The organism is Burkholderia sp. EMB26 (genome assembly GCF_024730645.1).
GTDB lineage: Bacteria > Pseudomonadota > Gammaproteobacteria > Burkholderiales > Burkholderiaceae > Burkholderia > Burkholderia cenocepacia.
In genome coordinates this window covers 688,030-710,414 of the sequence record NZ_CP078070.1, presented here as the reverse complement: position 1 = coordinate 710,414, position 22,385 = coordinate 688,030, and the positions used below count along the sequence as shown (strand labels likewise).

Sequence of the window (22,385 nt, the reverse complement as noted above, 5' to 3'; positions counted from 1 at the left end):
AACACGATTCCGCCGCGGCCGGCGCGCCGCCGCGCAGCGTACGCATGGCGGTATTTCAAGATTCTTACGGAGTCCCCATGCTTTCAAGACGCTACCTCGCGATGTGGTGTGCTGTCCTGCTGCTCATCGCCGCGGCCGCACTCGCGTCGATCCACGTGCTTTCGTGGCTGTGGATCACCCTCCCCGTCGCCCTCGTCGCGCTCGGCCTGTACGACCTGAACCAGGACCGCCACGCGATCCTGCGGAACTACCCGCTCTGGGGCCACTTCCGCTTCCTGTTCGAATTCATCCGACCTGAAATCCGCCAGTACTTCGTCGAGGACGACACCGACGAGAAACCGTTCTCGCGTGCGCAGCGCAGCCTCGTCTACCAGCGCGCGAAGAACGTCGCCGACAACCGCCCGTACGGCACCGAGCTGAACGTGAAGGCCGTCGCGCACGAATGGATCAGCCATTCGCTCGCGCCGACGAAGCTGCCGAACCACGATTTCCGCATCCGCGTCGGCGCGAGTCGCGCGCAACCGTACGACATTTCGATCTTCAACATCTCGGCGATGAGCTTCGGCTCGCTGTCCGCGAACGCGATCCGCTCGCTGAACCTCGGCGCGAAGAAAGGCGGCTTCGCGCACGACACCGGCGAAGGCTCGCTGTCGAAGTACCACCGCGAGCACGGCGGCGACATCATCTGGGAAATCGCGTCCGGCTACTTCGGCTGCCGCAACGACGACGGCACGTTCAATCCGGACAAGTTCGCGAAGCAGGCCGCCGATCCGCAGGTCAAGATGATCGAGGTGAAGCTGTCGCAGGGCGCGAAGCCCGGCCACGGCGGCGTGCTGCCGGCCGCGAAGATCACGCCCGAGATCGCCGAGACGCGCGGCGTGCCGATGGGCAAGGACTGCATCTCGCCCGCGACGCATTCGGAATTCTCGACGCCGCGCGGACTGCTCGAATTCGTCGAGCGGCTGCGCACGCTGTCCGGCGGCAAGCCGACCGGCTTCAAGCTGTGCATCGGCCATCCGTGGGAATTCTTCGGGATTGCGAAAGCGATGCTCGAGACCGGCATCGTGCCCGACTTCATCGTCGTCGACGGCGCGGAAGGCGGCACCGGCGCGGCGCCGCTCGAATTCACCGACCACGTCGGCGTGCCGCTGCAGGAAGGGCTGCTGCTCGTGCACAACACGCTCGTCGGAATCGGCGTGCGCGATCGCGTGAAGCTCGGCGCGAGCGGCAAGATCATCACCGCGTTCGACATCGCGCGCACGCTCGCGATCGGCGCGGACTGGGTGAACTCGGCGCGCGGCTTCATGTTCGCGGTCGGCTGCATCCAGGCGCAGCACTGCCACACCGACCGCTGCCCGACCGGCGTCGCGACGCAGGATCCGGTGCGCCAGCGCGCGCTCGTCGTGCCCGACAAGGCCGAGCGCGTGTACAACTTCCACCGCAACACGCTGCATGCGCTGCAGGAACTCGTGCAGGCGGCCGGACTCGCCCATCCGTCCGAGCTGCGCGCGCATCACATCGTGCAGCGGGTCGCGCCGCACGAGGTGCGATTGATGTCGCAACTGCTGAAGTACCTGAAGCCCGGTGCGCTGCTCGACGGCCAGACCTGCGGCTTCTCGCTGTACGACAAGTGGTGGCCGATCGCGCGCAGCGATTCGTTCACGCTCGGCGAAGCCGTGTACGCATCGATCGAGTGACGCACGCGGCCGCTACACTCCGGCGGCCCTCGCGACAAAAAGAAAAGCGCCCCGTGGGGCGCTTTTCTTTCGTCTGCCGAATGCGTGCGGACCGGGCCACGGCTCAGTTCTGCGGCAGCGTATCGGCGAACGACGGTCGCTGCTGCAGCTTCACGAAGTGCTTGTCGAGGTTCGGGTGGCGATCGCGCCAGTTAAGCTCGGGCATCCGGAAGTCGAGGTAGCCGAGCGCGCAGCCGAGTGCGATGTCGGCGAGCGTGTAATGATTACCGACGCACCACGTCTTGCCGCCGAGCCCCTGCGACATCGCGACGAGCGCATCGTCGATCTTGCGTTGCTGGCGCGCGATCCAGCTCGGGCTGCGCTGCCCTTCTTCGCGCAGCGTGTGTTCGAGACGGATCGCGACCGCCGCGTCGAGCACGCCGTCGCCCAGTGCTTCCCAGCAGCGCACTTCCACGCGCTCGCGGCCCGACGGCGGAATCAGCTTGCCGACCGGCGACAGCGTATCGACGTATTCGCAGATCACGCGGGAATCGAACACCGCGGCACCATCCTCCATCACGAGGCACGGGACCTTGCCGAGCGGATTCGAAGCATGAATATCCGTCTCCGGCGCCCACACGTTCTCGAGCTCCAGCTTGTAGTCGATCTTCTTTTCAGCAAGCACGATCCGCGCCTTTCGGACGTACGGGCTGCTGAGCGAACCGATTAATTTCATCATCTGCCTTTTTAAGGGAACCGCCGAGAGTATACGTTGCCGTCGATCATAACCGGCCGGTGCAGCCGGGTAGAAAATCGCCCGTCCGGCCTGTGGATGGTTTGCAACAGCGGCCGCGCGGGCCCAGTCGGTGCGGCTTCCGGCCCCACTCTCACGCACGGCGTCACGCGGCGCTACAATCGCACGAATGAACGCGCCCCTCGATACCGCCATCGCCGTCGACGTCTACCGCCAGCGCCGTGAACGCGTGCTTGCCGCACTGCGTGCCGCGGGCGGCGGCGTCGCCATCGTCCCCACCGCGCCGGAAATGCTGCGCAACCGCGATACGGCCTACCCGTACCGGTTCGACAGCTACTTCCATTACCTGACGGGCTTCACCGAGCCGGATGCCGTGCTCGTGCTGAACGCGGCCGCGCCGCACGGCGCGCCGGAATCGATCCTGTTCTGCCGCGCCAAGAACGTCGACCGCGAGATCTGGGAAGGCTTCCACTACGGGCCCGAGGCCGCGCGCGACGCGTTCGGCTTCGACGTGGCGTTCGCGGTCGACGTGATCGACACCGAGATGCCGCGCCTGCTCGCCGATGCGGGCACCGTCCACTACCGGTTCGGCGCATCGGCCGACTTCGAGCGCCAGCTCGCCGGCTGGCTCGACGCGGTGCGCGCGCAGGCACGCGCGGGCGTCGCCGCGCCGGACGCGCTGCTCGATCTCACGCCGCTGCTCGACGACATGCGGCTCGTGAAGGACGAACACGAACTCGCGATCATGATGCGCGCCGCGCACATCTCCGCGCTCGCGCATCGCCGCGCGATGCAGGTGTGCCGCCCCGGCATCCGCGAATACGAGCTCGAGGCCGAGCTGCTGTACCTGTTCCGCAAGCACGGCGCGCAGGCGCCCGCGTACGGCTCGATCGTCGCGGCCGGCGCGAACGCGTGCGTGCTGCACTACCCGGCCGGCAACGCGGCCGCGCGGGACGGCGACCTGATCCTGATCGACGCCGCCTGCGAACTCGACGGCTATGCATCCGACATCACCCGCACGTTCCCGGCGAACGGGCGCTTCTCGCCCGCGCAGCGCACGCTGTACGACATCGTGCTCGCCGCGCAGCAGGCCGCGATCGACGCGACGCGCGCGGGCGTGCCGTTCGAGGCGCCGCACGACGCGGCCGTACGCGTGCTCGCCCAGGGGCTGCTCGACACCGGCATCATCCCGAAAACGCGCTTCTCGAACGTCGACGACGTGATCGCCGAGCGTGCGTACACGCGCTTCTACATGCACCGCACCGGCCACTGGCTCGGCATGGACGTGCACGATTGCGGCGACTACCGCGAGCGGCTCGCCGCGCGCGACGCCAACGGCGCGCTGCCGTGGCGCACGCTGAAGCCCGGCATGACGCTCACCGTCGAGCCCGGCCTGTATGTGCGCGCGGCCGACGACGTGCCGCCCGAGTACTGGAACATCGGCATCCGCATCGAGGACGACGCGATCGTGCGCGAACACGGCTGCGAACTGATCACGCGCGGCGTGCCGGTCGCGGCCGACGAGATCGAGGCGCTGATGCGCGCGGACGCATGACCGGCCGCCGACCGTACCCTCCGTTTCACGAATCAAGATGACGACCGCTTCCTCCCCGGCCACGCCGGACTACGACCTCGCCATCGTCGGCGCGGGCCCCGTCGGGCTCGCGCTCGCCGGCTGGCTCGCCCGCCGCAGCGCGACGCAGCACGCGTCGATCGCGCTGATCGATGCGCGCGAACCGGCCGCGAGCGCGAACGACCCGCGCGCGATCGCCGTGTCGCACGGCAGCCGCGTGCTGCTCGATACGCTCGCATGGCCCGCCGACGCCACGCCGATCGAACATATCCACGTGTCGCAGCGCGGCCATTTCGGCCGCACGCTGATCGACCGCGACGAACACGCGCTCGCGGCGCTCGGCTACGTGGTGCGCTACGGCTCGATCGTGCAGGCGCTCGCGGGCGCCGTACGCGGCATGCGCGTCGACTGGCTCACGTCGACCACCGCGCACACGCCGCAGCAGGATGCCGACGGCGTCACGCTGACGCTCGACGGCCCGCAAGGCGAACGCACGCTGCGTGCGCGCATCGTCATCAACGCCGAAGGCGGGCTGTTCCACCAGCAGCAGGCCGATACGGGCAAGCATCGCCGCGACTACGGCCAGACCGCGCTCGTCGGCACGGTCACGGTATCGGCGCCGCGCCCGAACGTCGCGTGGGAACGCTTCACGCACGAAGGCCCGCTCGCACTGCTGCCGCTGGGCGGGCCGCGTCAGGCCGACTACTCGCTCGTCTGGTGCTGTACGCCCGACGAAGCGGCGCGACGGGCCGCGCTGCCCGACGATGCATTCCTGCGCGAGCTCGGCAGCGTGTTCGGCGAACGCATGGGCGAATTCGTCGCGATCGCCGGGCGCGCGTCGTTCCCGCTCGGCCTGAACGCCGCGCAGACGCTCGTCAACGGCCGCATCGCGATCGTCGGCAATGCCGCGCAAACGCTGCATCCGGTGGCAGGCCAGGGGCTCAACCTCGGCCTGCGCGATGCACACACGCTCGTCGACACACTGTCCGCACAAGGCTTCGAAGCGACCGCGCTCGCGACCTTCAACGCGCGCCGCGCGCTCGACCGGCGCTTCACGATCGGCGCGACCGACACGCTGGCGCGCCTGTTCACGATCGATGCGGGCCCGCTGCCGCTGCTGCGTGGCGCGGCGCTCACCGCGCTCGAATTCGTGCCGCCGCTCAAGAAGGCGATCGCACGCCAGATGATGTTCGGCCAGCGCAACTGACACGCGGCGCGCCGCACCGCCTCTCCAGGCAAACCGGGTCAAATCGGCGGGGCATGGGAATACGGTAAAATGCCCGTTTTCCGTCTTCCCTTCCCCTGCCCGCGCGTGCCGCGGGCGGCGCCATTGCGATGCCCGTTATCGGCCCTCACGTATTGCGTAACAACCTGTTCGTCGCCCCGATGGCCGGGGTGACGGATCGTCCGTTCCGCCAGCTGTGCAAACGGCTGGGGGCCGGTTACGCCGTGTCCGAGATGGTCGCGTCGAACGCGCAGCTGTGGAAAAGCGCGAAGACGATGCGGCGCGCGAACCACGAAGGCGAAGTCGAGCCGATCGCGGTGCAGATCGCCGGCGCCGATCCGGCGATGATGGCCGAAGCGGCCCGCTACAACGTCGACAACGGCGCGCAGATCATCGACATCAACATGGGCTGCCCGGCGAAGAAGGTCTGCAACGTCGCGGCCGGCTCCGCGCTGCTGCAGAACGAGCCGCTCGTGCAGCGGATCGTCGAGGCGGTCGTCGCGGCGGTCGGTACCGGGCCCGATGCGGTGCCCGTCACGTTGAAGATCCGCACCGGCTGGGACCGCGAGCACAAGAACGCGATCACGGTCGCGCGCCTGGCCGAGGCGGCCGGCATCTCGATGCTGACCGTGCACGGCCGCACGCGCGCCGACCTGTACCGGGGCGACGCCGAGTACGACACGATCGCGGCCGTGAAGGCGGCCGTGCGGATTCCGGTCGTCGCGAACGGCGACATCACGTCGCCCGCCAAGGCGAAGGCCGTGCTCGATGCAACCGGCGCCGACGCGCTGATGATCGGTCGCGCCGCGCAAGGCCGGCCGTGGCTGTTCCGCGAAATCGATCATTTCCTGCAAACCGGCGAGCTGCTGCCCCCGCCGCGGATCGACGAGATCCAGCACGTGATGAACGAACACCTGGAAGACCACTACGCTTTCTATGGCGAATTCACCGGCGTCCGTACTGCGCGCAAGCACATCGGCTGGTACACTCGCGGCCTTTCCGGTGCCAACGGGTTCCGGCACCGAATGAACACGCTCGATTCCACCCGCGAGCAACTCGCCGCCGTCAATGCATTCTTCGAGGCGCAAAAGGCGCTGTCGGACCACCTCGTCTACGTCGACGACGAAGAGGAAAACGGCCAGGGCGAGTCGGACGACCATAACCAGTTAGCAGCATGAGCAAGCACAACATCGAACAATGTGTCCGCGAGAGCCTGGACGTGTATTTCCGGGATCTAGACGGCTCCAATCCGCACGACGTCTATGAAATGGTGATGTCCTGCGTCGAAAAGCCGATGCTCGAGGTCGTGCTCGTACAGGCCGGCGGCAACCAGTCGCTCGCCGCGGAGTACCTCGGCATCAATCGCAATACGCTGCGCAAGAAGCTGCAGCAGCACGGCCTGCTGTAGGCGGCCGTCCCGTCCCCGTTTCCCTGGCTATTGGTGGTTCCATCATGATCAAGCAAGCGCTCATTTCCGTTTCCGACAAGACCGGCATCGTCGACTTCGCGAAGTCGCTGTCCGACCTCGGCGTCAAGCTGCTGTCGACGGGCGGCACCGCGAAACTCCTCGCCGACGCGGGCCTGCCCGTGACCGAAGTGGCCGATTACACGGGCTTCCCGGAAATGCTCGATGGGCGCGTGAAGACGCTCCACCCGAAGGTGCACGGCGGCATCCTCGCGCGCCGCGACCTGCCCGAGCACATGCAGGCGCTCGAACAGCACGGCATCCCGACGATCGACCTGCTCGTCGTGAACCTGTATCCGTTCGTCGCGACGATCGCGAAGGACGACTGCACGCTCGCCGACGCGATCGAGAACATCGACATCGGCGGCCCGACGATGCTGCGCTCGGCCGCGAAGAACCACCGCGACGTGACGGTCGTCGTCGATCCGGCCGACTACGCGGTCGTGCTCGATGAAATGAAGGCGAACGGCAATACGGTCGGCTACCCGACCAACTTCCGCCTCGCGACGAAGGTGTTCGCGCACACCGCGCAATACGACGGCGCGATCACGAACTACCTGACGAGCCTGACCGACGAGCTGAAGCACGCATCGCGCAGCGCGTACCCGGCCACGCTGAACCTGGCGTTCGACAAGGTTCAGGACCTGCGCTACGGCGAGAACCCGCACCAGAGCGCGGCGTTCTACCGCGACCTCGCGGCGCCGGCCGGCGCGCTGGCGAACTACCGCCAGTTGCAGGGCAAGGAACTGTCGTACAACAACATCGCGGATTCGGACGCGGCGTGGGAATGCGTGAAGACGTTCGACGCGCCGGCCTGCGTGATCATCAAGCATGCGAACCCGTGCGGCGTCGCGGTCGGCAACGACTCGGCCGACGCGTACGCGAAGGCCTTCCAGACCGACCCGACCTCGGCATTCGGCGGCATCATCGCGTTCAACCGCGAAGTCGACGAAGCGGCCGCGCAAGCCGTTGCGAAGCAGTTCGTCGAAGTGCTGATCGCCCCGTCGTTCTCCGACGCCGCGAAGCAGGTGTTCGCCGCGAAGCAGAACGTGCGCCTGCTCGAAATCGCGCTGGGCGACGGCCATAACGCATTCGACCTGAAGCGCGTCGGCGGCGGCCTGCTCGTGCAGTCGCTCGATTCGAAGAACGTGCAGCCGCACGAGCTGCGCGTCGTCACGAAGCGGCACCCGACGCCGAAGGAAATGGACGACCTGCTGTTCGCATGGCGCGTCGCGAAGTACGTGAAGTCGAACGCGATCGTGTTCTGCGGCAATGGCATGACGCTCGGCGTCGGCGCCGGCCAGATGAGCCGCGTCGATTCCGCCCGCATCGCGAGCATCAAGGCGCAGAACGCCGGCCTGACGCTGACCGGCTCGGCCGTCGCGTCGGATGCGTTCTTCCCGTTCCGCGACGGCCTCGACGTCGTCGTGGCGGCCGGCGCGACCTGCGTGATCCAGCCGGGCGGCTCGATGCGCGACGACGAAGTGATCGCGGCAGCCGACGAGCACAACATCGCGATGATCCTGACGGGCGTGCGCCACTTCCGTCACTGATCGCCGCACGCGGCCCGCGCGGCCGCTGCACCGGAACCCGGCGGCATCATCCCCGCCGGGTTTTTTATTGCGCGACGCCTTCGCGCACGACCGGGCGACCGGTTGGCCGCACCATTCGTTGTAGTATCGCTGCATCACGCCACTCTCCTCACTCATGCGAATTCTCGGCATCGACCCCGGCCTGCGCGTCACCGGCTTCGGCGTCATCGACGTCAGCGGCCACCGGCTCGCCTATGTCACGAGCGGTGTGATCCGCACGCCGACGGCCGACCTGGCCACCCGGCTCGGCACGATCTTCCAGGGCGTGTCGACGATCGTGCGCGAACACGCGCCCGACCAGGCCGCGATCGAAAAGGTGTTCGTCAACGTGAACCCGCAGTCGACGCTGCTGCTCGGCCAGGCGCGCGGCGCCGCGATCTGCGGCCTCGTCGCGGGTGGCCTGCCGGTCGCCGAATACACGGCGCTGCAGCTCAAGCAGGCCGTGGTCGGCTATGGCCGCGCGACCAAGACGCAGATGCAGGAAATGGTCACACGGCTGCTCAACCTGTCCGGCCAGCCCGGCTCCGACGCGGCCGACGCGCTCGGCATGGCGATCTGCCATGCGCACGGCGGCAACACGCTCAGCACGCTGGGCGGCCTCGCGCCGGCGCTCGCGCAGAAAGGGCTGCGGGTGCGGCGCGGCAGACTGGTCGGCTGACGCCGCTGCACACCGCGGCCCGGCACGTCGGCTCGACTGCATTGGCCGCCTTGCCCGGTTTGCCCGCGCCCGCCATGCGCGCGACCCGCGCCGCTTCGGCCTGACGGCCGCGCCCATCGGCATTGCGCCGCGCGTGCGCTACACTCGCGCTTTCTTCCTCGCATCCCGTCCTCCATGATCGGTCGCATCGCCGGCATCCTGCTCGAAAAGAACCCGCCTCATCTGCTCGTCGACTGCAACGGCGTCGGCTACGAAATCGACGTGCCGATGAGCACCTTCTACAACCTGCCGCAAACGGGCGAACGCGTCGTGCTGCTCACGCAGCAGATCGTCCGCGAGGACGCGCACCTGCTGTACGGCTTCCTGACGCAGCAGGAGCGCACGACCTTCCGCGAACTGCTGAAGATCACCGGCATCGGCGCGCGCATGGCGCTCGCCGTGCTGTCCGGCATGAGCGTGCAGGAACTCGCGCAGGCCGTGACGATGCAGGACGCCGCCCGCCTCACGCGCCTGCCCGGCATCGGCAAGAAGACCGCCGAGCGCCTGCTGCTCGAACTGAAGGGCAAGCTCGGCGCCGACCTCGGCGCGCTCGCCGGCGCCGCGTCGCCGTCCGACCACGCGACCGACATCCTCAACGCACTGCTGGCGCTCGGCTACTCCGAGAAGGAAGGCCTTGCCGCGATCAAGAACGTACCGGCCGGCACCGGCGTGTCCGAAGGCATCAAGCTCGCGCTGAAGGCATTGTCGAAGGCGTAACGCGCGTTCGATCCGGCCGTCGAAGCCAGTGTCGCGCCGCCGCGCGGCGCTCGCCAGTCGGCCGTTCGGCCAGGTGGCCCGGGCTGCGTCGCGCGGTACAATGGCCGCATGATTGAAACCGACAAACTCGCCACCGAGCAGCGGATCATCGCCGCCACACCTGCCTCGTCGCACGAGGAGGTGTTCGAACGTGCGTTGCGACCGCGCCAGCTCGACGACTACGTCGGCCAGGAAAAGGTGCGCGGCCAGCTCGAGATCTTCATCGAAGCCGCGAAGCGCCGCTCCGAGCCGCTCGACCACGTGCTGCTGTTCGGGCCGCCGGGTCTCGGCAAGACGACGCTCGCACACATCATCGCGCGCGAGATGGGCGTGAACCTGCGCCAGACGTCGGGCCCCGTGCTCGAGCGCGCGGGCGATCTCGCCGCGCTGCTGACGAACCTCGAAGCGAACGACGTGCTGTTCATCGACGAAATCCACCGGTTGTCGCCGGTCGTCGAGGAAATCCTGTATCCGGCGCTCGAGGATTACCAGATCGACATCATGATCGGCGAAGGCCCGGCCGCGCGCAGCGTGAAGCTCGACCTGCAGCCGTTCACGCTGGTCGGCGCGACCACCCGCGCGGGGATGCTCACCAACCCGCTGCGCGATCGTTTCGGGATCGTCGCGCGCCTCGAGTTCTACGACGCCGATCAACTGTCGCGCATCGTACGGCGCTCGGCGTCGCTGCTGAATGCGCAGATCGATCCGAACGGCGCGCTGGAAATCGCGAAACGCTCGCGCGGCACGCCGCGGATCGCGAACCGGCTGCTGCGTCGCGTGCGCGACTTCGCGGAAGTGAAGGCCGACGGCCAGATCACCGCGGCGGTTGCCGACGCCGCGCTCGCGATGCTCGACGTCGATCCGGTCGGCTTCGACCTGATGGACCGCAAGCTGCTGGAAGCGATCCTGTACAAGTTCGATGGCGGCCCGGTCGGCATCGACAACCTCGCGGCGGCGATCGGCGAGGAGCGCGACACGATCGAGGACGTGCTCGAACCGTACCTGATCCAGCAGGGCTTCCTGCAGCGCACGCCGCGCGGGCGCGTCGCGACGCTGCTCACGTATCGCCACTTCGGGCTGTCGGTACCCGACGCGCGCCGCCCCGAACGCGACGAGTGGGATACCCCCGACGGGAAGTAATCCGTCGCCCGAGCCGCACCGCCATGACGACGCCGCCCAGCCGCCACCCCACCGCGCCCGCGCCGGGCCCGCGCTGGGCCGAGCCGATCCGCAAGCGGCTCGTGGCCGGCATCACGCACCTGACGGCCGGCGGCGGTGGCCCGTCGATCGATCTCTCCTCTCCGCCCGGAGACCCGGGGCTGTTCGGCCCCGACGCCGTCTGCTGGCGCGTGCATGCCGATTTCACGTCGATGATGACGGGCGGCATCGCCGCGTTGCTGCTGCAGGCGCTCCACCCGCTCGCGCTCGCGGGCGTCTGGGATCATTCGTCGTTCCGCACCGACATCTTCGGCCGCTTGCGGCGCACCGCCACGTTCATCACGGGGACGACGTTCGGCAGCCGCGCGGACGCGCTCGCGCTGATCGAGCGCGTGAAAGCGATCCATGCGCGCGTCACGGGCAGTGCGCCGGATGGCCGGCCGTACCGCGCCGACGATCCCGCGTTGCTGACCTGGGTGCATGTCGCGGAAGTGTCGAGCTTCCTCGCCGCGCATCTGCGTTACGTGAATCCGGCGCTGCCGGGCGAACTGCAGGACCGCTACTACGCGGAGACGGCACTGATCGCCGAGCTGCTCGGCGCCGATGAGGTTCCTCGTTCACGCGCCGAGGTGGCGGCCTATCTCGCGCGCATGCTGCCCGAACTCGAAGCCGGGCCGCGTACCTTCGACGTGATGTCGATCCTGCTGAACGTGCCGGTCGCGAGGCCCGCGCTGCGGCCTGCCGCGTCGCTGGTGATGCATGCCGGGATCGACCTGCTGCCGCCGTGGGCGCAGCGCATGCTCGGCGTGTCGACGTTCGCGCCGTTGCGGCGCGCGGTGGTCCGGCCCGGCATCCGCGCGGTCGCCCCCGTGCTGCGCTGGGCGCTCGTCAACGGCGCGTCGAAGCGTGCGCGCCGCCGCGCGACGGCCACCCCGTCCGACGACACTCCGCCAGCCTGACGATCCGCTTGTTCTGATTATTTCAATTTACTGTCAAATACCTGTGACAAGCTGACGGGCTTGCACCCGCGCACGGTCGCACGTCCTGCCTGTCACGCACACCCGTGGCCCGCGCGGTGTCCCGCCACCCGCTACCGACACCCGATGCCCGCGATGCCACGCCTGCCGATCCGTTTCGCCCTTGCCGCCAGCCTGTCCACCCTCTTCGCCCTCGCCGCGTGCGGCGGCGACGATGTCGTCGCCGTCGCACGCACGGACGCACAACCGCCATCCGGCGGCACGACGACGCCGGCTCCCACGCCGCCCGCCACGACCACCCCGCCACCGGGCAAGTGGAAGGCGGCCCGCGCCGGCGACCTGATCGACGCCACGCTCGGCGATCTCCATCCGACGCAGGGTGCGATCGGCTACGACCAGATCTACTACAAGCTCGGCCGCTATGAACTGCAGCCCGACAAGAAGTTCGACGACTTCTGCGCGGACGAAGGCCTCGGCGGCGTCGCGTCGAGCGGCTACACGGCCCGATCGTCGCTGCGCGAGCCGGCCAGCTACACGTGCGCAACGACCGACGCGAACGCCCGCGACCGCTCGGTGCTGAACCCCGTCGTGATCGGCCCGAACGGCGACGCGCTGTACCTGACCGACGGCCACCACGGCCTGTCGACCTATTACGAGACGCCCGACGGCGGCCCGGCGCTGCACGTGCACGTCGTCGTCAAGGACAACCTCAGCGACTACTCGGGCGACGCGTTCTGGCAGCAGATGCAAAGCCGCGGCTACCTGCGCCTGAAGAACGGCGAAGGCAAGCCGATCACGACCGCGCAACTGCCGACCGGCCTCGGCCTGACACTCGGGATGACGAACGACCGCTACCGCTCGCTCGTCTATTTCACGCGCGACATCGGCTACAGCAAGCCCGCACAAGCGACCGACTACCTCGAGTTCTACTGGGCCGACTGGCTGCGCGCGCAGCCCGGCACGTTCGCGCTGGCGAGCTACGACCTCACGCGCGGCGGCACGACCGATCCCGACCCGGCGAAGGCCGACACCGGCTACCTGAATGCGGTCTGGAACGCATCGACGCGGATGGTCGCGGCCACCGACCCCGTGATCGACGGCAAGACGGGCGCCGACCTCGGGCGCGCCGATGCGATCAACGGCGGGAAGAAATACAGCAAGGGGGAATTCGACAAGCTGCGCCAGCCGATCACGGCCGACAAGCCCGGCAAGATCGCGTACGCGCTCGACTACAAGACGCGTCACGGGCTGCCGCAGTAAGCATCACACCGAAAGGAAGAAAGGGCACCCCGGGCCGGCCATGCCGGACGGGGGTGGCGCGCTCAAAGCACCTTGCGGTACCCGTCGTCGTCGCTCGCGGCTTCGAGATGCGACACGTCGGCCCACCGCACGACCTGCGCACGACCATCCACGTAATCGACGACGTTGATGCTGGTGTTGAGCAGCTGATAGGTACGCGGCGCCGACAGCTCGATCCCGTTCGCGAAGCGATACACGCAATCGAGCACGCCGCCGTGCGCGACGCACGCGATGCGGCCGCCCGGATGCGCGGCGACGATCGGTTCGAGCGCATGCAGCACGCGGTGATAGAACGCACGCTGCGACTCGCCGCCCTCCGGCGCGAAGCCCGGGTCGCGCGTCTGCCAGGCCGCATACGCGTCCGGAAACAGCGCCTCGATCTCGGTGCTGTCGTGCCCCTGGAATGCGCCGTATGAACGCTCGCGCAACCCTTCGCGCAGCAGCAGCGGCAACCCGAGCGCATCGGCGAACGGTTGCGCGGTCTGTTGCGCGCGCATCAGGTCGCTCGAATACACCGCGTCGATCCGCGCGCCGTCGCGCGCCTCTCTCGCGAGCCGCGCCGCCAGCCGCTGCGCCTGCTCGAGCCCGGTGTCGGCCAGCGGGATGTCGATATGCCCCTGGATACGCTTGATGCGGTTCCAGGCCGTCTCGCCATGGCGGATGAAAAGAATCTGCGCGGTGGCCATCGCGGCGAATCTCCGGGGAAGAATCAGGGCCGCACTTGCAGCCAGAACGTCACGGGGCCGTCGTTGACGAGCGACACCTGCATGTCGGCGCCGAACTCGCCCGTCTCGACGACCGGATGGCGCGCCCGCGCGGCGGCGACGAAATAGTCGAACAGCCGCGCGCCTTCGTCGGGCGGCGCGGCCGGCGTGAAGCTCGGACGCAGTCCGCTGTTGGTATCGGCTGCCAGCGTGAACTGCGACACGAGCAGCAGCCCGCCCGCGCGGCCTTCGCCGTCGATGTTCGATACCGGGAGGTTCATCTTGCCGGCTGCGTCGCTGAACACGCGGTAGCCGAGCAGCTTCGCGAGCAGCTTGTCGGCCGCGGCCTCGGTATCGCCACGCTCCGCGCAGACCAGCGCGAGCAGGCCCGCGCCGATCTCGCCCGTCGTCCGGCCGCCGACGCGCACGTCGGCGCGCGTCACACGCTGGATCAGCGCGATCATGCGGTCAGCGTGACGCGTGCGAAGCGGCGCTTGCCGACCTGCACGACGAACTCGCCGGCCTCGACCTTCAGGCCCTTGTCCGACACGGTCGCGCCGTCGATCTTCACGCCGCCCTGCTCGATGTTGCGCAGCGCTTCGCTGGTCGACGGCACGAGGCCCGCCTGCTTCAGCAACTGCCCGATCGCCAGCGGCGCACCGGCCAGCGTGACCGACGGAATGTCGTCCGGCACGCCGCCCTTCGCGCGGTGGTTGAAGTCCTCGAGCGCGCGCTCGGCGTCGGGCTGCGAGTGGAACCGCGCGACGATTTCCTGCGCGAGCAGCACCTTGAAATCGCGCGGGTTGCGACCGCCTTCGGCCTCGCGCTTGAAGCCGGCGATCTCGTCGAGGCTGCGGAACGACAGCAGCTCGAAGTAACGCCACATCAGCGTGTCCGAGATGCTCATCAGCTTGCCGAACATGTCGGTCGGCTTCTCGCTGATGCCGACGTAGTTGCCCTTCGACTTGGACATCTTCTCGACGCCGTCGAGGCCTTCGAGCAGCGGCATCGTCAGGATGCACTGCTGTTCCTGGCCGTACTGCTTCTGCAGTTCGCGGCCGACCAGCAGGTTGAACTTCTGGTCGGTGCCGCCGAGTTCGAGATCCGCGTTCAGCGCGACCGAATCGTAGCCCTGCATCAGCGGGTACAGGAATTCGTGGATCGAGATCGGCACGCCGCCCTGGAAGCGCTTCGTGAAATCCTCGCGCTCGAGGATCCGCGCGACCGTGTAGCGCGACGCGAGCTTGATCATCCCGTCCGCGCCGAGCGGCATCGACCATTCGCTGTTGTAGCGGATCTCGGTCTTGTCGCGATCGAGCACGAGCGCGGCCTGCTCGAAGTAGGTCTTCGCGTTCGATTCGATCTGCTCGCGCGTGAGCGGCGGGCGCGTCGCGTTGCGACCCGACGGATCGCCGATCAGCGACGTGAAATCGCCGATCAGGAAGATCACCGTATGGCCGAGATCCTGCAGCTGGCGCATCTTGTTCAGCACGACCGTATGGCCGATGTGGATGTCCGGTGCGGTCGGATCGAGGCCGAGCTTGATGCGCAGCGGCGTGCCCGTGGCTGCGCTGCGCGCGAGCTTCTGCGCGAACTCTTCCTCGATCAGCAGCTCGTCGACGCCGCGCTTCGTGACGGCGAGCGCATGCCGGACTTCGTCGGTGATCGGGAAAACGGGCTTGGAACTGGGTTCGGTGCTCATCGGTGCCAGGAAGAATGTCGCAAAAACAGGGATTTTCCCATAACTTGCGCGCGCATCGCTTAACGACGCGTCACGTTACGCGGATAATCGGGCGCAAGGCGCGCGGCACCGGCCCGCGCCGCACGATCCAGGAGAACCCAACGTGCCGCAACGACAGCCGCAGCCTGCCCATCCGGCAGACGGCATCTACTTCGGGCTGATGTCGGGAACCAGCATGGACGGCGTCGACGGCGTCGCCGTGCGTTTCGAGGCCGGCCGCGCGCCGGTCGTGCTCGCGGAAGCGTTCGTCGGCTTCGCGCAATCGCTGCGCGACGCGCTGTTCGCGCTGCAGCAGCCCGGCGACAACGAGATCGACCGCGAATCGCTCGCGGCGAATGCGCTCGTCACGCGCTATGCAGTGTGCTGTCATGAATTGCAGCGCACGGCCGGCCTGTCGCGCGACGAGATCCGCGCGATCGGCGTGCACGGCCAGACGGTGCGCCATCGCCCCGAGCGCGGCTATACGCGCCAGCTCAACAATCCGGCGCTGCTCGCCGAACTGACGCAGGTCGACGTGATCGCCGATTTCCGCAGCCGTGACGTGGCCGCCGGCGGTCACGGCGCGCCGCTCGCGCCCGCGTTCCATGCGACGGTGTTCGGCGCACCGGGCGAAACGCGGGTCGTCTGCAATCTCGGCGGGATCAGCAACATCACGATCCTGCCCGGCGCGGGCGGCGACGTGCGCGGCTTCGACTGCGGCCCCGCCAATGCGCTGATCGACGCATGGGCGACCCGCCATCTGGGCAAGCCGTACGACGACGGCGGCAAGTTCGCCGCCCGCGGCACCGTCCACGCGGCGCTGCTCGCTGCGCTACTCGACGAACCGTATTTCACCGCGCCGCCGCCGAAAAGCACCGGACGCGACCTGTTCAATCCCGCGTGGCTCGATGCGAAACTCGCCGCGTTCTCGCAGGTCGCACCGGAGGACGTGCAGGCGACGCTCACCGCGCTCACCGCCGCGTCGGTGGCGCGCGAAGTCGCGCAGCACGCACCCGGCTGCAAGGCCGTGTTCGTATGCGGCGGCGGCGCACGCAATCCGGTGCTGCTCGACGCGCTCCGGCACGCGCTGCGTGAAGCCGGCGTGCCGGCCACCGTCGATACGACGGCCGCGCTCGGCGTGCCACCGCAGCAGGTCGAAGCGCTCGCGTTCGCGTGGCTCGCGTACCGCTTCACCGCGCGCCAGCCCGGCAATCTCGCGACGGTCACCGGCGCAGCCGGCAACCGCGTGCTGGGCGCGCTCTATCCGCGCTGACGCGATATCCGCCGCGCGGCGAGCGCTGCAGCGCGAGCGCGCATAAAAAAACGGGGCATGAAGCCCCGTTTTTCATTCCGGCGAACCGGCGCGAATCTGTCGCCGCTCAGACCGAGAACGACGAACCGCACCCGCAGGTGGTGGTCGCGTTCGGGTTCTTGATCACGAACTGGGCGCCGTTGAGGTCGTCCTTGTAGTCGATCTCGGCGCCGACCAGGTACTGGTAGCTCATCGAGTCGATCAGGAGCTGGACGCCGTTCTTGTTCATCACGGTGTCGTCCTCGTTGACTTCCTCGTCGAACGTGAAGCCATACTGGAAGCCGGAGCAGCCGCCACCCTGCACGAACACGCGCAGCTTCAGGTCGGGATTGCCCTCTTCGTCGATCAGTTGCTTGACCTTGTCGGCCGCGGCGTCGGTGAAGACGAACGGCAGCGGCATATCGGTCGTCGTTGCTGCGGTTTCGGTAACAGCGTTCATTCGAACTCTCCAAAAAGCTTTAGCCGCTATTGTAGGGCCGATCAGAAGATCGTGCCGAAGTCCATGAAATCAATAGGTTCTTGTCGATTTCATCAAGCGTGCCCGCGCGGGCGGCCGCCGCAGCGGCCCGGGCGCGGGAAACAGCGCGCATAAAAAAACCGCCAGCGTGAAAGCTGGCGGTTTTTCCGGCGGACGCCACCCGAAAGCGGCGAGGCCATGAAGCGGAATTAACGCTTCGAGAACTGCTTTGCGCGGCGTGCCTTGCGCAGACCGACCTTCTTACGCTCGACTTCACGCGCATCGCGCGTGACGAAGCCTGCGCTCGACAGCGACGGCTTGAGCGTCGCATCGTAGTCGATCAGTGCACGGGTGATGCCGTGGCGCACTGCGCCTGCCTGACCCGTTTCGCCGCCGCCGTTGACGTTCACCTTGATGTCGAACGTCTGGCCGTGGTTCGTGAGTTCCAGCGGTTGACGCACGATCATCAGCGACGTTTCGCGCGAGAAGTAGTCAGCGATGGGCTTGCCGTTGACGATGATGTCGCCCTTGCCAGCCTTGATGAAGACACGTGCGACAGCGCTCTTGCGGCGGCCCGTGCCGTAGTTCCAGTTACCGATCATGTGGGCTCCCCTTAGATCTCGAGCGCCTTCGGCTGTTGAGCCGAGTGCGGATGCGTCGCTTCTGCGTAGACCTTCAGCTTCTTGATCATCGCGTAGCCGAGCGGGCCCTTCGGCAGCATGCCCTTGACCGCCTTCTCGAGCGCGCGGCCCGGGAAGCGTTCCTGCATCTTGCCGAACGTCGTTTCATAGATACCGCCCGGGTAGCCCGAGTGACGGTAGTACTTCTTGTCCAGCGTCTTGTTGCCCGTGACCTTCAACTTGCTCGCGTTGATGATGATGATGAAATCACCAGTGTCGACGTGCGGGGTGAACTCAGGCTTGTGCTTGCCGCGCAGACGGCGTGCCACTTCGCTGGCAACACGGCCGAGAACCTTATCCGTCGCGTCAATCACGTACCATTCGCGCGTCACCTCATGGGCTTTTGCGGAAAACGTCTTCATGATCGATCCAAAAAAAATGCTTTGCCCGATGTGTTCTTCCTGCTTGTCTGTGTGCGCTTCGAGGCGCGGTGCAGGCTCTCCCTGTTCTTTTTCCGTGGGCATGAATGCGGAAAAGCCCTGAATTATAAAGGAAATACGGTTGCGTGGTCAAAGAGAATCCACGTCCGGTGTTCGCGGCGGCCGAAATGGGCCAAAATTCGGTCGTGCCCCGACAAGCCAGGCGAACCGAGCGCCTGCGGCGGCACCCCTCGACGCGCGGCACATGACCTTGCCGCGCCGACCGGCCGAACCCGAAAAACAACAAACCAGCATGATGAAACAACGACTTACGCCCTTCGTCGCGGCCGCCCTGCTGGCCGCCGCGGCGCCCGCCGTCGCCGCCCGCTCCGGCTGCGAAGCCAAGCTCGACGCGCTCGATGCGCGCATCGCCGAGGCCCGAACCGCCCATGCCGAAGATCGTATCGCGCGCCTGCGCGCGGTGCGCGAACGCGTCCGCCACTTCTGCGCGCGCGGCCACGGCCACGCATCGGCCGCCCATGCGCCGGCGCCCGATGCCGGCTCGCGCGGCACGCCGCCCGACGCGACCTCGCAGCCGGCTGCGCGCCAGCCGGCGTAACGGTGCCGATGCGCGCAAGCCGCGCGCCGATGTTTGCATGGGACGAAAAAAAGCCCGAACGGCTGGTTCGGGCTTAATCCACCTTAGGAGGAGGGTGGAGGAGACATTCGGAGGTTGCCGCAGCGCGACAACCAATGAGGCTCATTATACGAATGCCCCGCCGACTTCACAAGAAAATTTGCATTGCGAAATCAAATCTCATGATGCGGGATTTCGACCGGCAAGCTTAAGGAGGCTACTTTCTGTTTTAAATCAGGTACATAACCACCTCTCACACGACCTGAAACCGTCCTCGCCTAGAGCAAAACCCCTAAATCCGACAGGGAAATCATCGGCCGGCACCCCGCTCGCGCGGCGCCGGCATGGCGCGTCGTGCAGCGCATCAGCCGATCGTTGCACCGCGGGCTACAATGCCGGATCGAATCCGAATCAGGCAACGCTGGAGTGCAAGCATGGAATGCAAAGTAAGCTGGATGGGCCAGGACGGCATGGCGTTTTCCGCCGAGACCGGCAGCGGGCACCTCGTCACGATGGACGGCGCGCCGGAAGGCGGCGGCCACAACCTCGCGCCGCGTCCGATGGAAATGGTGCTGCTCGGCACCGGCGGCTGCACGGCCTATGACGTCGTGCTGATCCTGAAGAAGAGCCGCCAGGAAGTCACCGGCTGCTCGGTTACGCTGAAGGCCGAGCGCGCGAGCGAAGATCCGAAGGTGTTCACGAAGGTGCACTTCCACTTCACGGTCACGGGCCGCAACCTGAACCCGGCCACGGTCGAGCGCGCGATCAACCTGTCGCACGACAAGTACTGCTCCGCGTCGATTATGATCGCGAAGACGGCCGAACTCACGCATTCGTTCGACATCGTCGCGGCCTGACCGCACGGCGCGCAAGAAAAAAGGGCCGGCGCTCCGCAAGGAGACGCCGGCCCTTTCGCATTCGAACGGCAAAGCAGGCCGATAAGCCGGATTCTGTGCACGCCGCGCGCCGAAGCACGCAACGCGTGGCAGTCATTCCTCTAGGCGCGCCATTGCTGACGCGCTCAAGCTTCCTACCCGCAGACGAGACGGGGGCCCCGTCCTGCATCCGAAAATGCGCGCCTGCCTACTTGGAATTGCTCCGGGTGGAGGTTACCGTGCCGGCGAACGTCGCCGTCGCCGCGGTGCGCTCTTACCGCACCGTTTCACCCTTACCTGATCCCGGCTTGCGCCGGGCCATCGGCGGTTTGCTTTCTGTTGCCCTGTTCCGCGTGTCGCCACGGATGGCCGTTAGCCATCACCCTGCCCTGTGGAGTCCGGACTTTCCTCGCCCCCGCGCGCCCGAAGGCGGCGAGGCCGCGACTGCCTGGCCTGCTTTGCGACGCGCATTCTAGCACTGCGCGCCGCCGTCGGCAGCGCGCGAGCGGCGGCCGCGGCGAAACACGGCCGGATCGTCGTAGAACGCGGCGTCGGCGTTCGCCGCGCACCAGCCCGGTACGCCGAGCACCGGCAGCGGCGCGAAGTCGCGGCTCGTCAGCGCGCGCGTCGCCAGTTCGGCGGCGATGTGCGCGTCGACATGCGCGATCCGTCGCGCGTCGGGCCATGAAAAATAGTCGGCGCTCACTTCGACGATCCAGGCGTGCGCGGTGCAGGACTTGTACGGTGCGACGAGCTGTTCGAGCAGCGCATGGCCGACGAGCCGCGCTTCGCAACGCGTGCCCCACGCATCGCGCGAGCTCACCAGCAGCCGCGGCCAGTCGAAGCCGCGCAGCGCGTCGGCGAGCGCGCGGTCGGCGGTGACGAACAGCGCGCCGTTCTCGTCGAAAAACGTGAGCGCATCGCGCAACGTGCCGCGCACCGGGCCGACGCCGCCCGCCGCGTCGATCGCCGCGGCCTGGCGCGCGTTCAACGCGGCCTTGGTGCGCGGGTACGCGAACCAGACGAGCGCATTGAAGAAGTCGTGAAGATGGTGGCGGGTCGGCACCCGCCCGGTGTCGGCAATATGGGTCTCGTACGCGACGCCGGGCGGCAGTTCGGCCTGCGGCACGAAGCGCAGCGGCCTGCCGCGACCGGTGACGCGATCGCCGCCTCGCGATACGCGATCCAACGCGCCGTTCAACGCATCGAGCAGCGCGGCCGCGCGCGCACGGGCAGCCGCCTGCCACGCGCGGCCCGGCTCCGCGTAAGGCGCGAGCCACGGCGCGGACCAGTCGATCCGCGCGAAATCCGCCGCCGCGCGACCGGCCGCGGGGCCGGGTTCGCGCGGTGGCGCGCAGTTCACGCCAGTTTCCAGCCGATCGTCTCGCCGCCGCGCAGCGGCACGACCGGCGTCTCGCCCGCGAAGATCTCGCGCGGCAGTTCCCACGGCTCGCGGCGCAGCGTGACCGTCTCGGCGCTGCGCGGCAGCCCGTAGAAATCGGCGCCGAAGAAACTCGCGAACCCTTCCAGCTTGTCGAGCGCGCCGGCCGTGTCGAACGCTTCCGCGTACAGCTCGAGCGCGTGCAGCGCCGTGTAGCAGCCCGCGCAACCGCACGCGGTTTCCTTCGCGTCGCGCGCGTGCGGCGCGCTGTCGGTGCCGAGGAAGAAGCGCGGGTTGCCCGACGTCGCGGCCTCGACCAGCGCCACGCGATGCGTCTCGCGCTTCAGCACCGGCAGGCAGTAGTAATGCGGGCGGATCCCGCCGACGAACAGCGCGTTGCGGTTGTACAGCAGGTGATGCGCGGTGATCGTCGCGCCGAGCAGGCCGGGCGCCGCGTCGGCATCGCGCACGTAGTCGGCCGCGTCCTTCGTCGTGATGTGTTCGAACACGACCTTCAGGCCCGGGAAATCGCGGCGCAGCGGCGTCATCACGCGGTCGATGAACACCTTCTCGCGGTCGAACAGGTCGATCGACGCATCGGTCACCTCGCCGTGCACGAGCAGCGGCATGCCGGTTTCCTGCATCGCCTCGAGCGTCTTCGCACATTTCGCGAGATCGGTGACGCCATGGTCGGAATTCGTCGTGGCGCCTGCCGGATACAGCTTCACGCCGTGCACGAAGCCGCTTTCGCGCGCGCGGCGGATTTCGTCGGGCGGCGTGTTGTCGGTCAGGTACAGCGTCATCAGCGGCTCGAACGTCATCCCGGCCGGCAGCGCGGCGAGGATGCGCTCGCGATACGCCTGCGCCTGCGCGGTGGTCGTGACCGGCGGCTTCAGGTTCGGCATGACGATGGCGCGGCCGAACTGGCGGGCGGTGTGCGGCAGCACGGCGGCGAGCATGTCGCCGTCTCGCAGGTGCAGGTGCCAGTCGTCGGGACGGGCGAGCGAAAGCGTCGCCGGGGAAGAAGCGTTCGAGGCAGTCATAGGAGGCGTCGTGAGGAACGGGCGTGCCATCGGCGGGGCCGGAAC

The 22,385-nt window shown here is 67.8% G+C and carries 23 protein-coding genes and 1 other RNA gene; 14 read left to right on the top strand and 10 right to left on the bottom strand.

Annotation, left to right across the window (positions count from 1 at the left end):
* Positions 1-77 precede the first annotated feature (77 nt).
* A complete protein-coding gene (locus KU887_RS03415; protein ID WP_034201020.1) occupies positions 78-1,697 on the top strand; it encodes an FMN-binding glutamate synthase family protein in 1,620 nt (539 codons plus the stop codon).
* A 103-nt stretch (positions 1,698-1,800) separates the two neighbouring features.
* Here the strand turns inward: KU887_RS03415 and KU887_RS03410 are convergent, their stop codons facing one another.
* Positions 1,801-2,415, bottom strand: coding sequence for a glutathione S-transferase family protein (locus KU887_RS03410; protein ID WP_034178360.1), 615 nt, complete (start codon positions 2,413-2,415; stop codon positions 1,801-1,803).
* A 184-nt stretch (positions 2,416-2,599) separates the two neighbouring features.
* On the opposite strand from KU887_RS03410, the gene KU887_RS03405 reads away from it, so the two are divergent.
* The 10 genes from KU887_RS03405 to KU887_RS03360 all read left to right on the top strand — a co-directional run bounded on the left by KU887_RS03405 (position 2,600) and on the right by KU887_RS03360 (position 13,133).
* The gene (locus tag KU887_RS03405) at positions 2,600-3,985 is read left to right on the top strand and encodes an aminopeptidase P N-terminal domain-containing protein (protein WP_062884112.1); all 1,386 of its coding nucleotides are present in this window, start codon (positions 2,600-2,602) and stop codon (positions 3,983-3,985) included.
* A gap of 37 nt (positions 3,986-4,022) precedes the next feature.
* Positions 4,023-5,210: a UbiH/UbiF/VisC/COQ6 family ubiquinone biosynthesis hydroxylase gene (locus tag KU887_RS03400; RefSeq protein WP_077189450.1), complete on the top strand. Its 1,188-nt coding sequence runs from the start codon at positions 4,023-4,025 to the stop codon at positions 5,208-5,210.
* Positions 5,211-5,338: 128 nt separating this feature from the next.
* Positions 5,339-6,406, top strand: a complete 1,068-nt coding sequence (dusB, locus tag KU887_RS03395) for a tRNA dihydrouridine synthase DusB (RefSeq protein ID WP_006497523.1) — start codon at positions 5,339-5,341, stop codon at positions 6,404-6,406.
* Positions 6,403-6,636 carry a Fis family transcriptional regulator gene (locus KU887_RS03390; RefSeq protein ID WP_006476892.1) on the top strand — a complete coding sequence of 78 codons (234 nt, stop codon included), beginning with the start codon at positions 6,403-6,405 and terminating at the stop codon, positions 6,634-6,636. Before dusB ends, KU887_RS03390 begins: the two co-directional genes overlap by 4 nt.
* A gap of 44 nt (positions 6,637-6,680) precedes the next feature.
* Positions 6,681-8,246: a bifunctional phosphoribosylaminoimidazolecarboxamide formyltransferase/IMP cyclohydrolase gene (gene purH, locus KU887_RS03385; protein WP_006483450.1), complete on the top strand. Its 1,566-nt coding sequence runs from the start codon at positions 6,681-6,683 to the stop codon at positions 8,244-8,246.
* A 154-nt stretch (positions 8,247-8,400) separates the two neighbouring features.
* Positions 8,401-8,943, top strand: coding sequence for a crossover junction endodeoxyribonuclease RuvC (ruvC, locus tag KU887_RS03380; protein WP_006476894.1), 543 nt, complete (start codon positions 8,401-8,403; stop codon positions 8,941-8,943).
* Positions 8,944-9,117: 174 nt separating this feature from the next.
* Positions 9,118-9,699, top strand: coding sequence for a Holliday junction branch migration protein RuvA (ruvA, locus tag KU887_RS03375; RefSeq protein ID WP_006483429.1), 582 nt, complete (start codon positions 9,118-9,120; stop codon positions 9,697-9,699).
* A 108-nt stretch (positions 9,700-9,807) separates the two neighbouring features.
* The gene (gene ruvB, locus KU887_RS03370; RefSeq protein ID WP_006483430.1) at positions 9,808-10,878 is read left to right on the top strand and encodes a Holliday junction branch migration DNA helicase RuvB; all 1,071 of its coding nucleotides are present in this window, start codon (positions 9,808-9,810) and stop codon (positions 10,876-10,878) included.
* Positions 10,879-10,901: 23 nt separating this feature from the next.
* Entirely contained in the window at positions 10,902-11,855 is a 954-nt protein-coding gene (locus KU887_RS03365) for an oxygenase MpaB family protein (RefSeq protein WP_006497524.1), read from the top strand.
* 153 nt (positions 11,856-12,008) lie between these two features.
* Positions 12,009-13,133 carry a ParB/Srx family N-terminal domain-containing protein gene (locus KU887_RS03360; protein WP_258255522.1) on the top strand — a complete coding sequence of 375 codons (1,125 nt, stop codon included), beginning with the start codon at positions 12,009-12,011 and terminating at the stop codon, positions 13,131-13,133.
* A 62-nt stretch (positions 13,134-13,195) separates the two neighbouring features.
* On the opposite strand, the gene KU887_RS03355 is transcribed toward KU887_RS03360, so the two are convergent.
* The 3 genes from KU887_RS03355 to tyrS are packed head-to-tail and all read right to left on the bottom strand — an operon-like array spanning position 13,196 to position 15,578.
* On the bottom strand, positions 13,196-13,858 hold the full coding sequence (locus tag KU887_RS03355; RefSeq protein WP_258254488.1) for a histidine phosphatase family protein: 663 nt from the start codon (positions 13,856-13,858) through the stop codon (positions 13,196-13,198).
* Between the two features lie 23 nt (positions 13,859-13,881).
* Positions 13,882-14,340 (bottom strand): D-aminoacyl-tRNA deacylase, encoded by a 459-nt coding sequence (gene dtd, locus KU887_RS03350; protein ID WP_006483442.1) that lies wholly within the window; start codon positions 14,338-14,340, stop codon positions 13,882-13,884.
* Entirely contained in the window at positions 14,337-15,578 is a 1,242-nt protein-coding gene (gene tyrS, locus KU887_RS03345) for a tyrosine--tRNA ligase (protein WP_006483424.1), read from the bottom strand. Before tyrS ends, dtd begins: the two co-directional genes overlap by 4 nt.
* Positions 15,579-15,720: 142 nt before the next feature.
* Here tyrS and KU887_RS03340 point away from each other — a divergent pair, with 142 nt between their 5' ends.
* Entirely contained in the window at positions 15,721-16,869 is a 1,149-nt protein-coding gene (locus KU887_RS03340) for an anhydro-N-acetylmuramic acid kinase (protein ID WP_006497527.1), read from the top strand.
* Between the two features lie 106 nt (positions 16,870-16,975).
* Here KU887_RS03340 and erpA read toward each other — a convergent pair whose 3' ends face one another.
* The 3 genes from erpA to rplM form a co-directional block, all read right to left on the bottom strand.
* The gene (gene erpA, locus KU887_RS03335) at positions 16,976-17,347 is read right to left on the bottom strand and encodes an iron-sulfur cluster insertion protein ErpA (protein ID WP_006476903.1); all 372 of its coding nucleotides are present in this window, start codon (positions 17,345-17,347) and stop codon (positions 16,976-16,978) included.
* A gap of 227 nt (positions 17,348-17,574) precedes the next feature.
* Positions 17,575-17,967 (bottom strand): 30S ribosomal protein S9, encoded by a 393-nt coding sequence (rpsI, locus tag KU887_RS03330; RefSeq protein WP_006476904.1) that lies wholly within the window; start codon positions 17,965-17,967, stop codon positions 17,575-17,577.
* A gap of 11 nt (positions 17,968-17,978) precedes the next feature.
* Positions 17,979-18,407, bottom strand: coding sequence for a 50S ribosomal protein L13 (gene rplM, locus KU887_RS03325; RefSeq protein ID WP_009687896.1), 429 nt, complete (start codon positions 18,405-18,407; stop codon positions 17,979-17,981).
* A gap of 310 nt (positions 18,408-18,717) precedes the next feature.
* On the opposite strand from rplM, the gene KU887_RS03320 reads away from it, so the two are divergent.
* Positions 18,718-19,023, top strand: a complete 306-nt coding sequence (locus KU887_RS03320) for a DUF1090 family protein (RefSeq protein WP_012492956.1) — start codon at positions 18,718-18,720, stop codon at positions 19,021-19,023.
* 410 nt (positions 19,024-19,433) lie between these two features.
* Positions 19,434-19,898: an OsmC family protein gene (locus KU887_RS03315; RefSeq protein ID WP_012492957.1), complete on the top strand. Its 465-nt coding sequence runs from the start codon at positions 19,434-19,436 to the stop codon at positions 19,896-19,898.
* Positions 19,899-19,964: 66 nt separating this feature from the next.
* Here the strand turns inward: KU887_RS03315 and rnpB are convergent.
* The 3 genes from rnpB to pyrC all read right to left on the bottom strand — a co-directional run bounded on the left by rnpB (position 19,965) and on the right by pyrC (position 22,340).
* Positions 19,965-20,376, bottom strand: an RNA gene (gene rnpB, locus KU887_RS03310) — RNase P RNA component class A.
* A gap of 12 nt (positions 20,377-20,388) precedes the next feature.
* Positions 20,389-21,279, bottom strand: a complete 891-nt coding sequence (locus tag KU887_RS03305) for a DUF3025 domain-containing protein (protein WP_258254463.1) — start codon at positions 21,277-21,279, stop codon at positions 20,389-20,391.
* Positions 21,276-22,340 (bottom strand): dihydroorotase, encoded by a 1,065-nt coding sequence (gene pyrC / locus KU887_RS03300; RefSeq protein ID WP_006492342.1) that lies wholly within the window; start codon positions 22,338-22,340, stop codon positions 21,276-21,278. The genes KU887_RS03305 and pyrC overlap by 4 nt, the downstream gene beginning before the upstream one ends.
* Positions 22,341-22,385: the final 45 nt, after the last annotated feature.

Coding starts and splice junctions, on each gene's coding strand:
- KU887_RS03415 (WP_034201020.1), top strand. CDS start 78: ATGCTTTCAAGACGCTACCTCGCGATGTGGTGTGCTGTCCTGCTGCTC.
- KU887_RS03410 (WP_034178360.1), bottom strand. CDS start 2,415: ATGATGAAATTAATCGGTTCGCTCAGCAGCCCGTACGTCCGAAAGGCG.
- KU887_RS03405 (WP_062884112.1), top strand. CDS start 2,600: ATGAACGCGCCCCTCGATACCGCCATCGCCGTCGACGTCTACCGCCAG.
- KU887_RS03400 (WP_077189450.1), top strand. CDS start 4,023: ATGACGACCGCTTCCTCCCCGGCCACGCCGGACTACGACCTCGCCATC.
- dusB (WP_006497523.1), top strand. CDS start 5,339: ATGCCCGTTATCGGCCCTCACGTATTGCGTAACAACCTGTTCGTCGCC.
- KU887_RS03390 (WP_006476892.1), top strand. CDS start 6,403: ATGAGCAAGCACAACATCGAACAATGTGTCCGCGAGAGCCTGGACGTG.
- purH (WP_006483450.1), top strand. CDS start 6,681: ATGATCAAGCAAGCGCTCATTTCCGTTTCCGACAAGACCGGCATCGTC.
- ruvC (WP_006476894.1), top strand. CDS start 8,401: ATGCGAATTCTCGGCATCGACCCCGGCCTGCGCGTCACCGGCTTCGGC.
- ruvA (WP_006483429.1), top strand. CDS start 9,118: ATGATCGGTCGCATCGCCGGCATCCTGCTCGAAAAGAACCCGCCTCAT.
- ruvB (WP_006483430.1), top strand. CDS start 9,808: ATGATTGAAACCGACAAACTCGCCACCGAGCAGCGGATCATCGCCGCC.
- KU887_RS03365 (WP_006497524.1), top strand. CDS start 10,902: ATGACGACGCCGCCCAGCCGCCACCCCACCGCGCCCGCGCCGGGCCCG.
- KU887_RS03360 (WP_258255522.1), top strand. CDS start 12,009: ATGCCACGCCTGCCGATCCGTTTCGCCCTTGCCGCCAGCCTGTCCACC.
- KU887_RS03355 (WP_258254488.1), bottom strand. CDS start 13,858: ATGGCCACCGCGCAGATTCTTTTCATCCGCCATGGCGAGACGGCCTGG.
- dtd (WP_006483442.1), bottom strand. CDS start 14,340: ATGATCGCGCTGATCCAGCGTGTGACGCGCGCCGACGTGCGCGTCGGC.
- tyrS (WP_006483424.1), bottom strand. CDS start 15,578: ATGAGCACCGAACCCAGTTCCAAGCCCGTTTTCCCGATCACCGACGAA.
- erpA (WP_006476903.1), bottom strand. CDS start 17,347: ATGAACGCTGTTACCGAAACCGCAGCAACGACGACCGATATGCCGCTG.
- rpsI (WP_006476904.1), bottom strand. CDS start 17,967: ATGATCGGTAACTGGAACTACGGCACGGGCCGCCGCAAGAGCGCTGTC.
- rplM (WP_009687896.1), bottom strand. CDS start 18,407: ATGAAGACGTTTTCCGCAAAAGCCCATGAGGTGACGCGCGAATGGTAC.
- KU887_RS03320 (WP_012492956.1), top strand. CDS start 18,718: ATGATGAAACAACGACTTACGCCCTTCGTCGCGGCCGCCCTGCTGGCC.
- KU887_RS03315 (WP_012492957.1), top strand. CDS start 19,434: ATGCCGGATCGAATCCGAATCAGGCAACGCTGGAGTGCAAGCATGGAA.
- pyrC (WP_006492342.1), bottom strand. CDS start 22,340: ATGACTGCCTCGAACGCTTCTTCCCCGGCGACGCTTTCGCTCGCCCGT.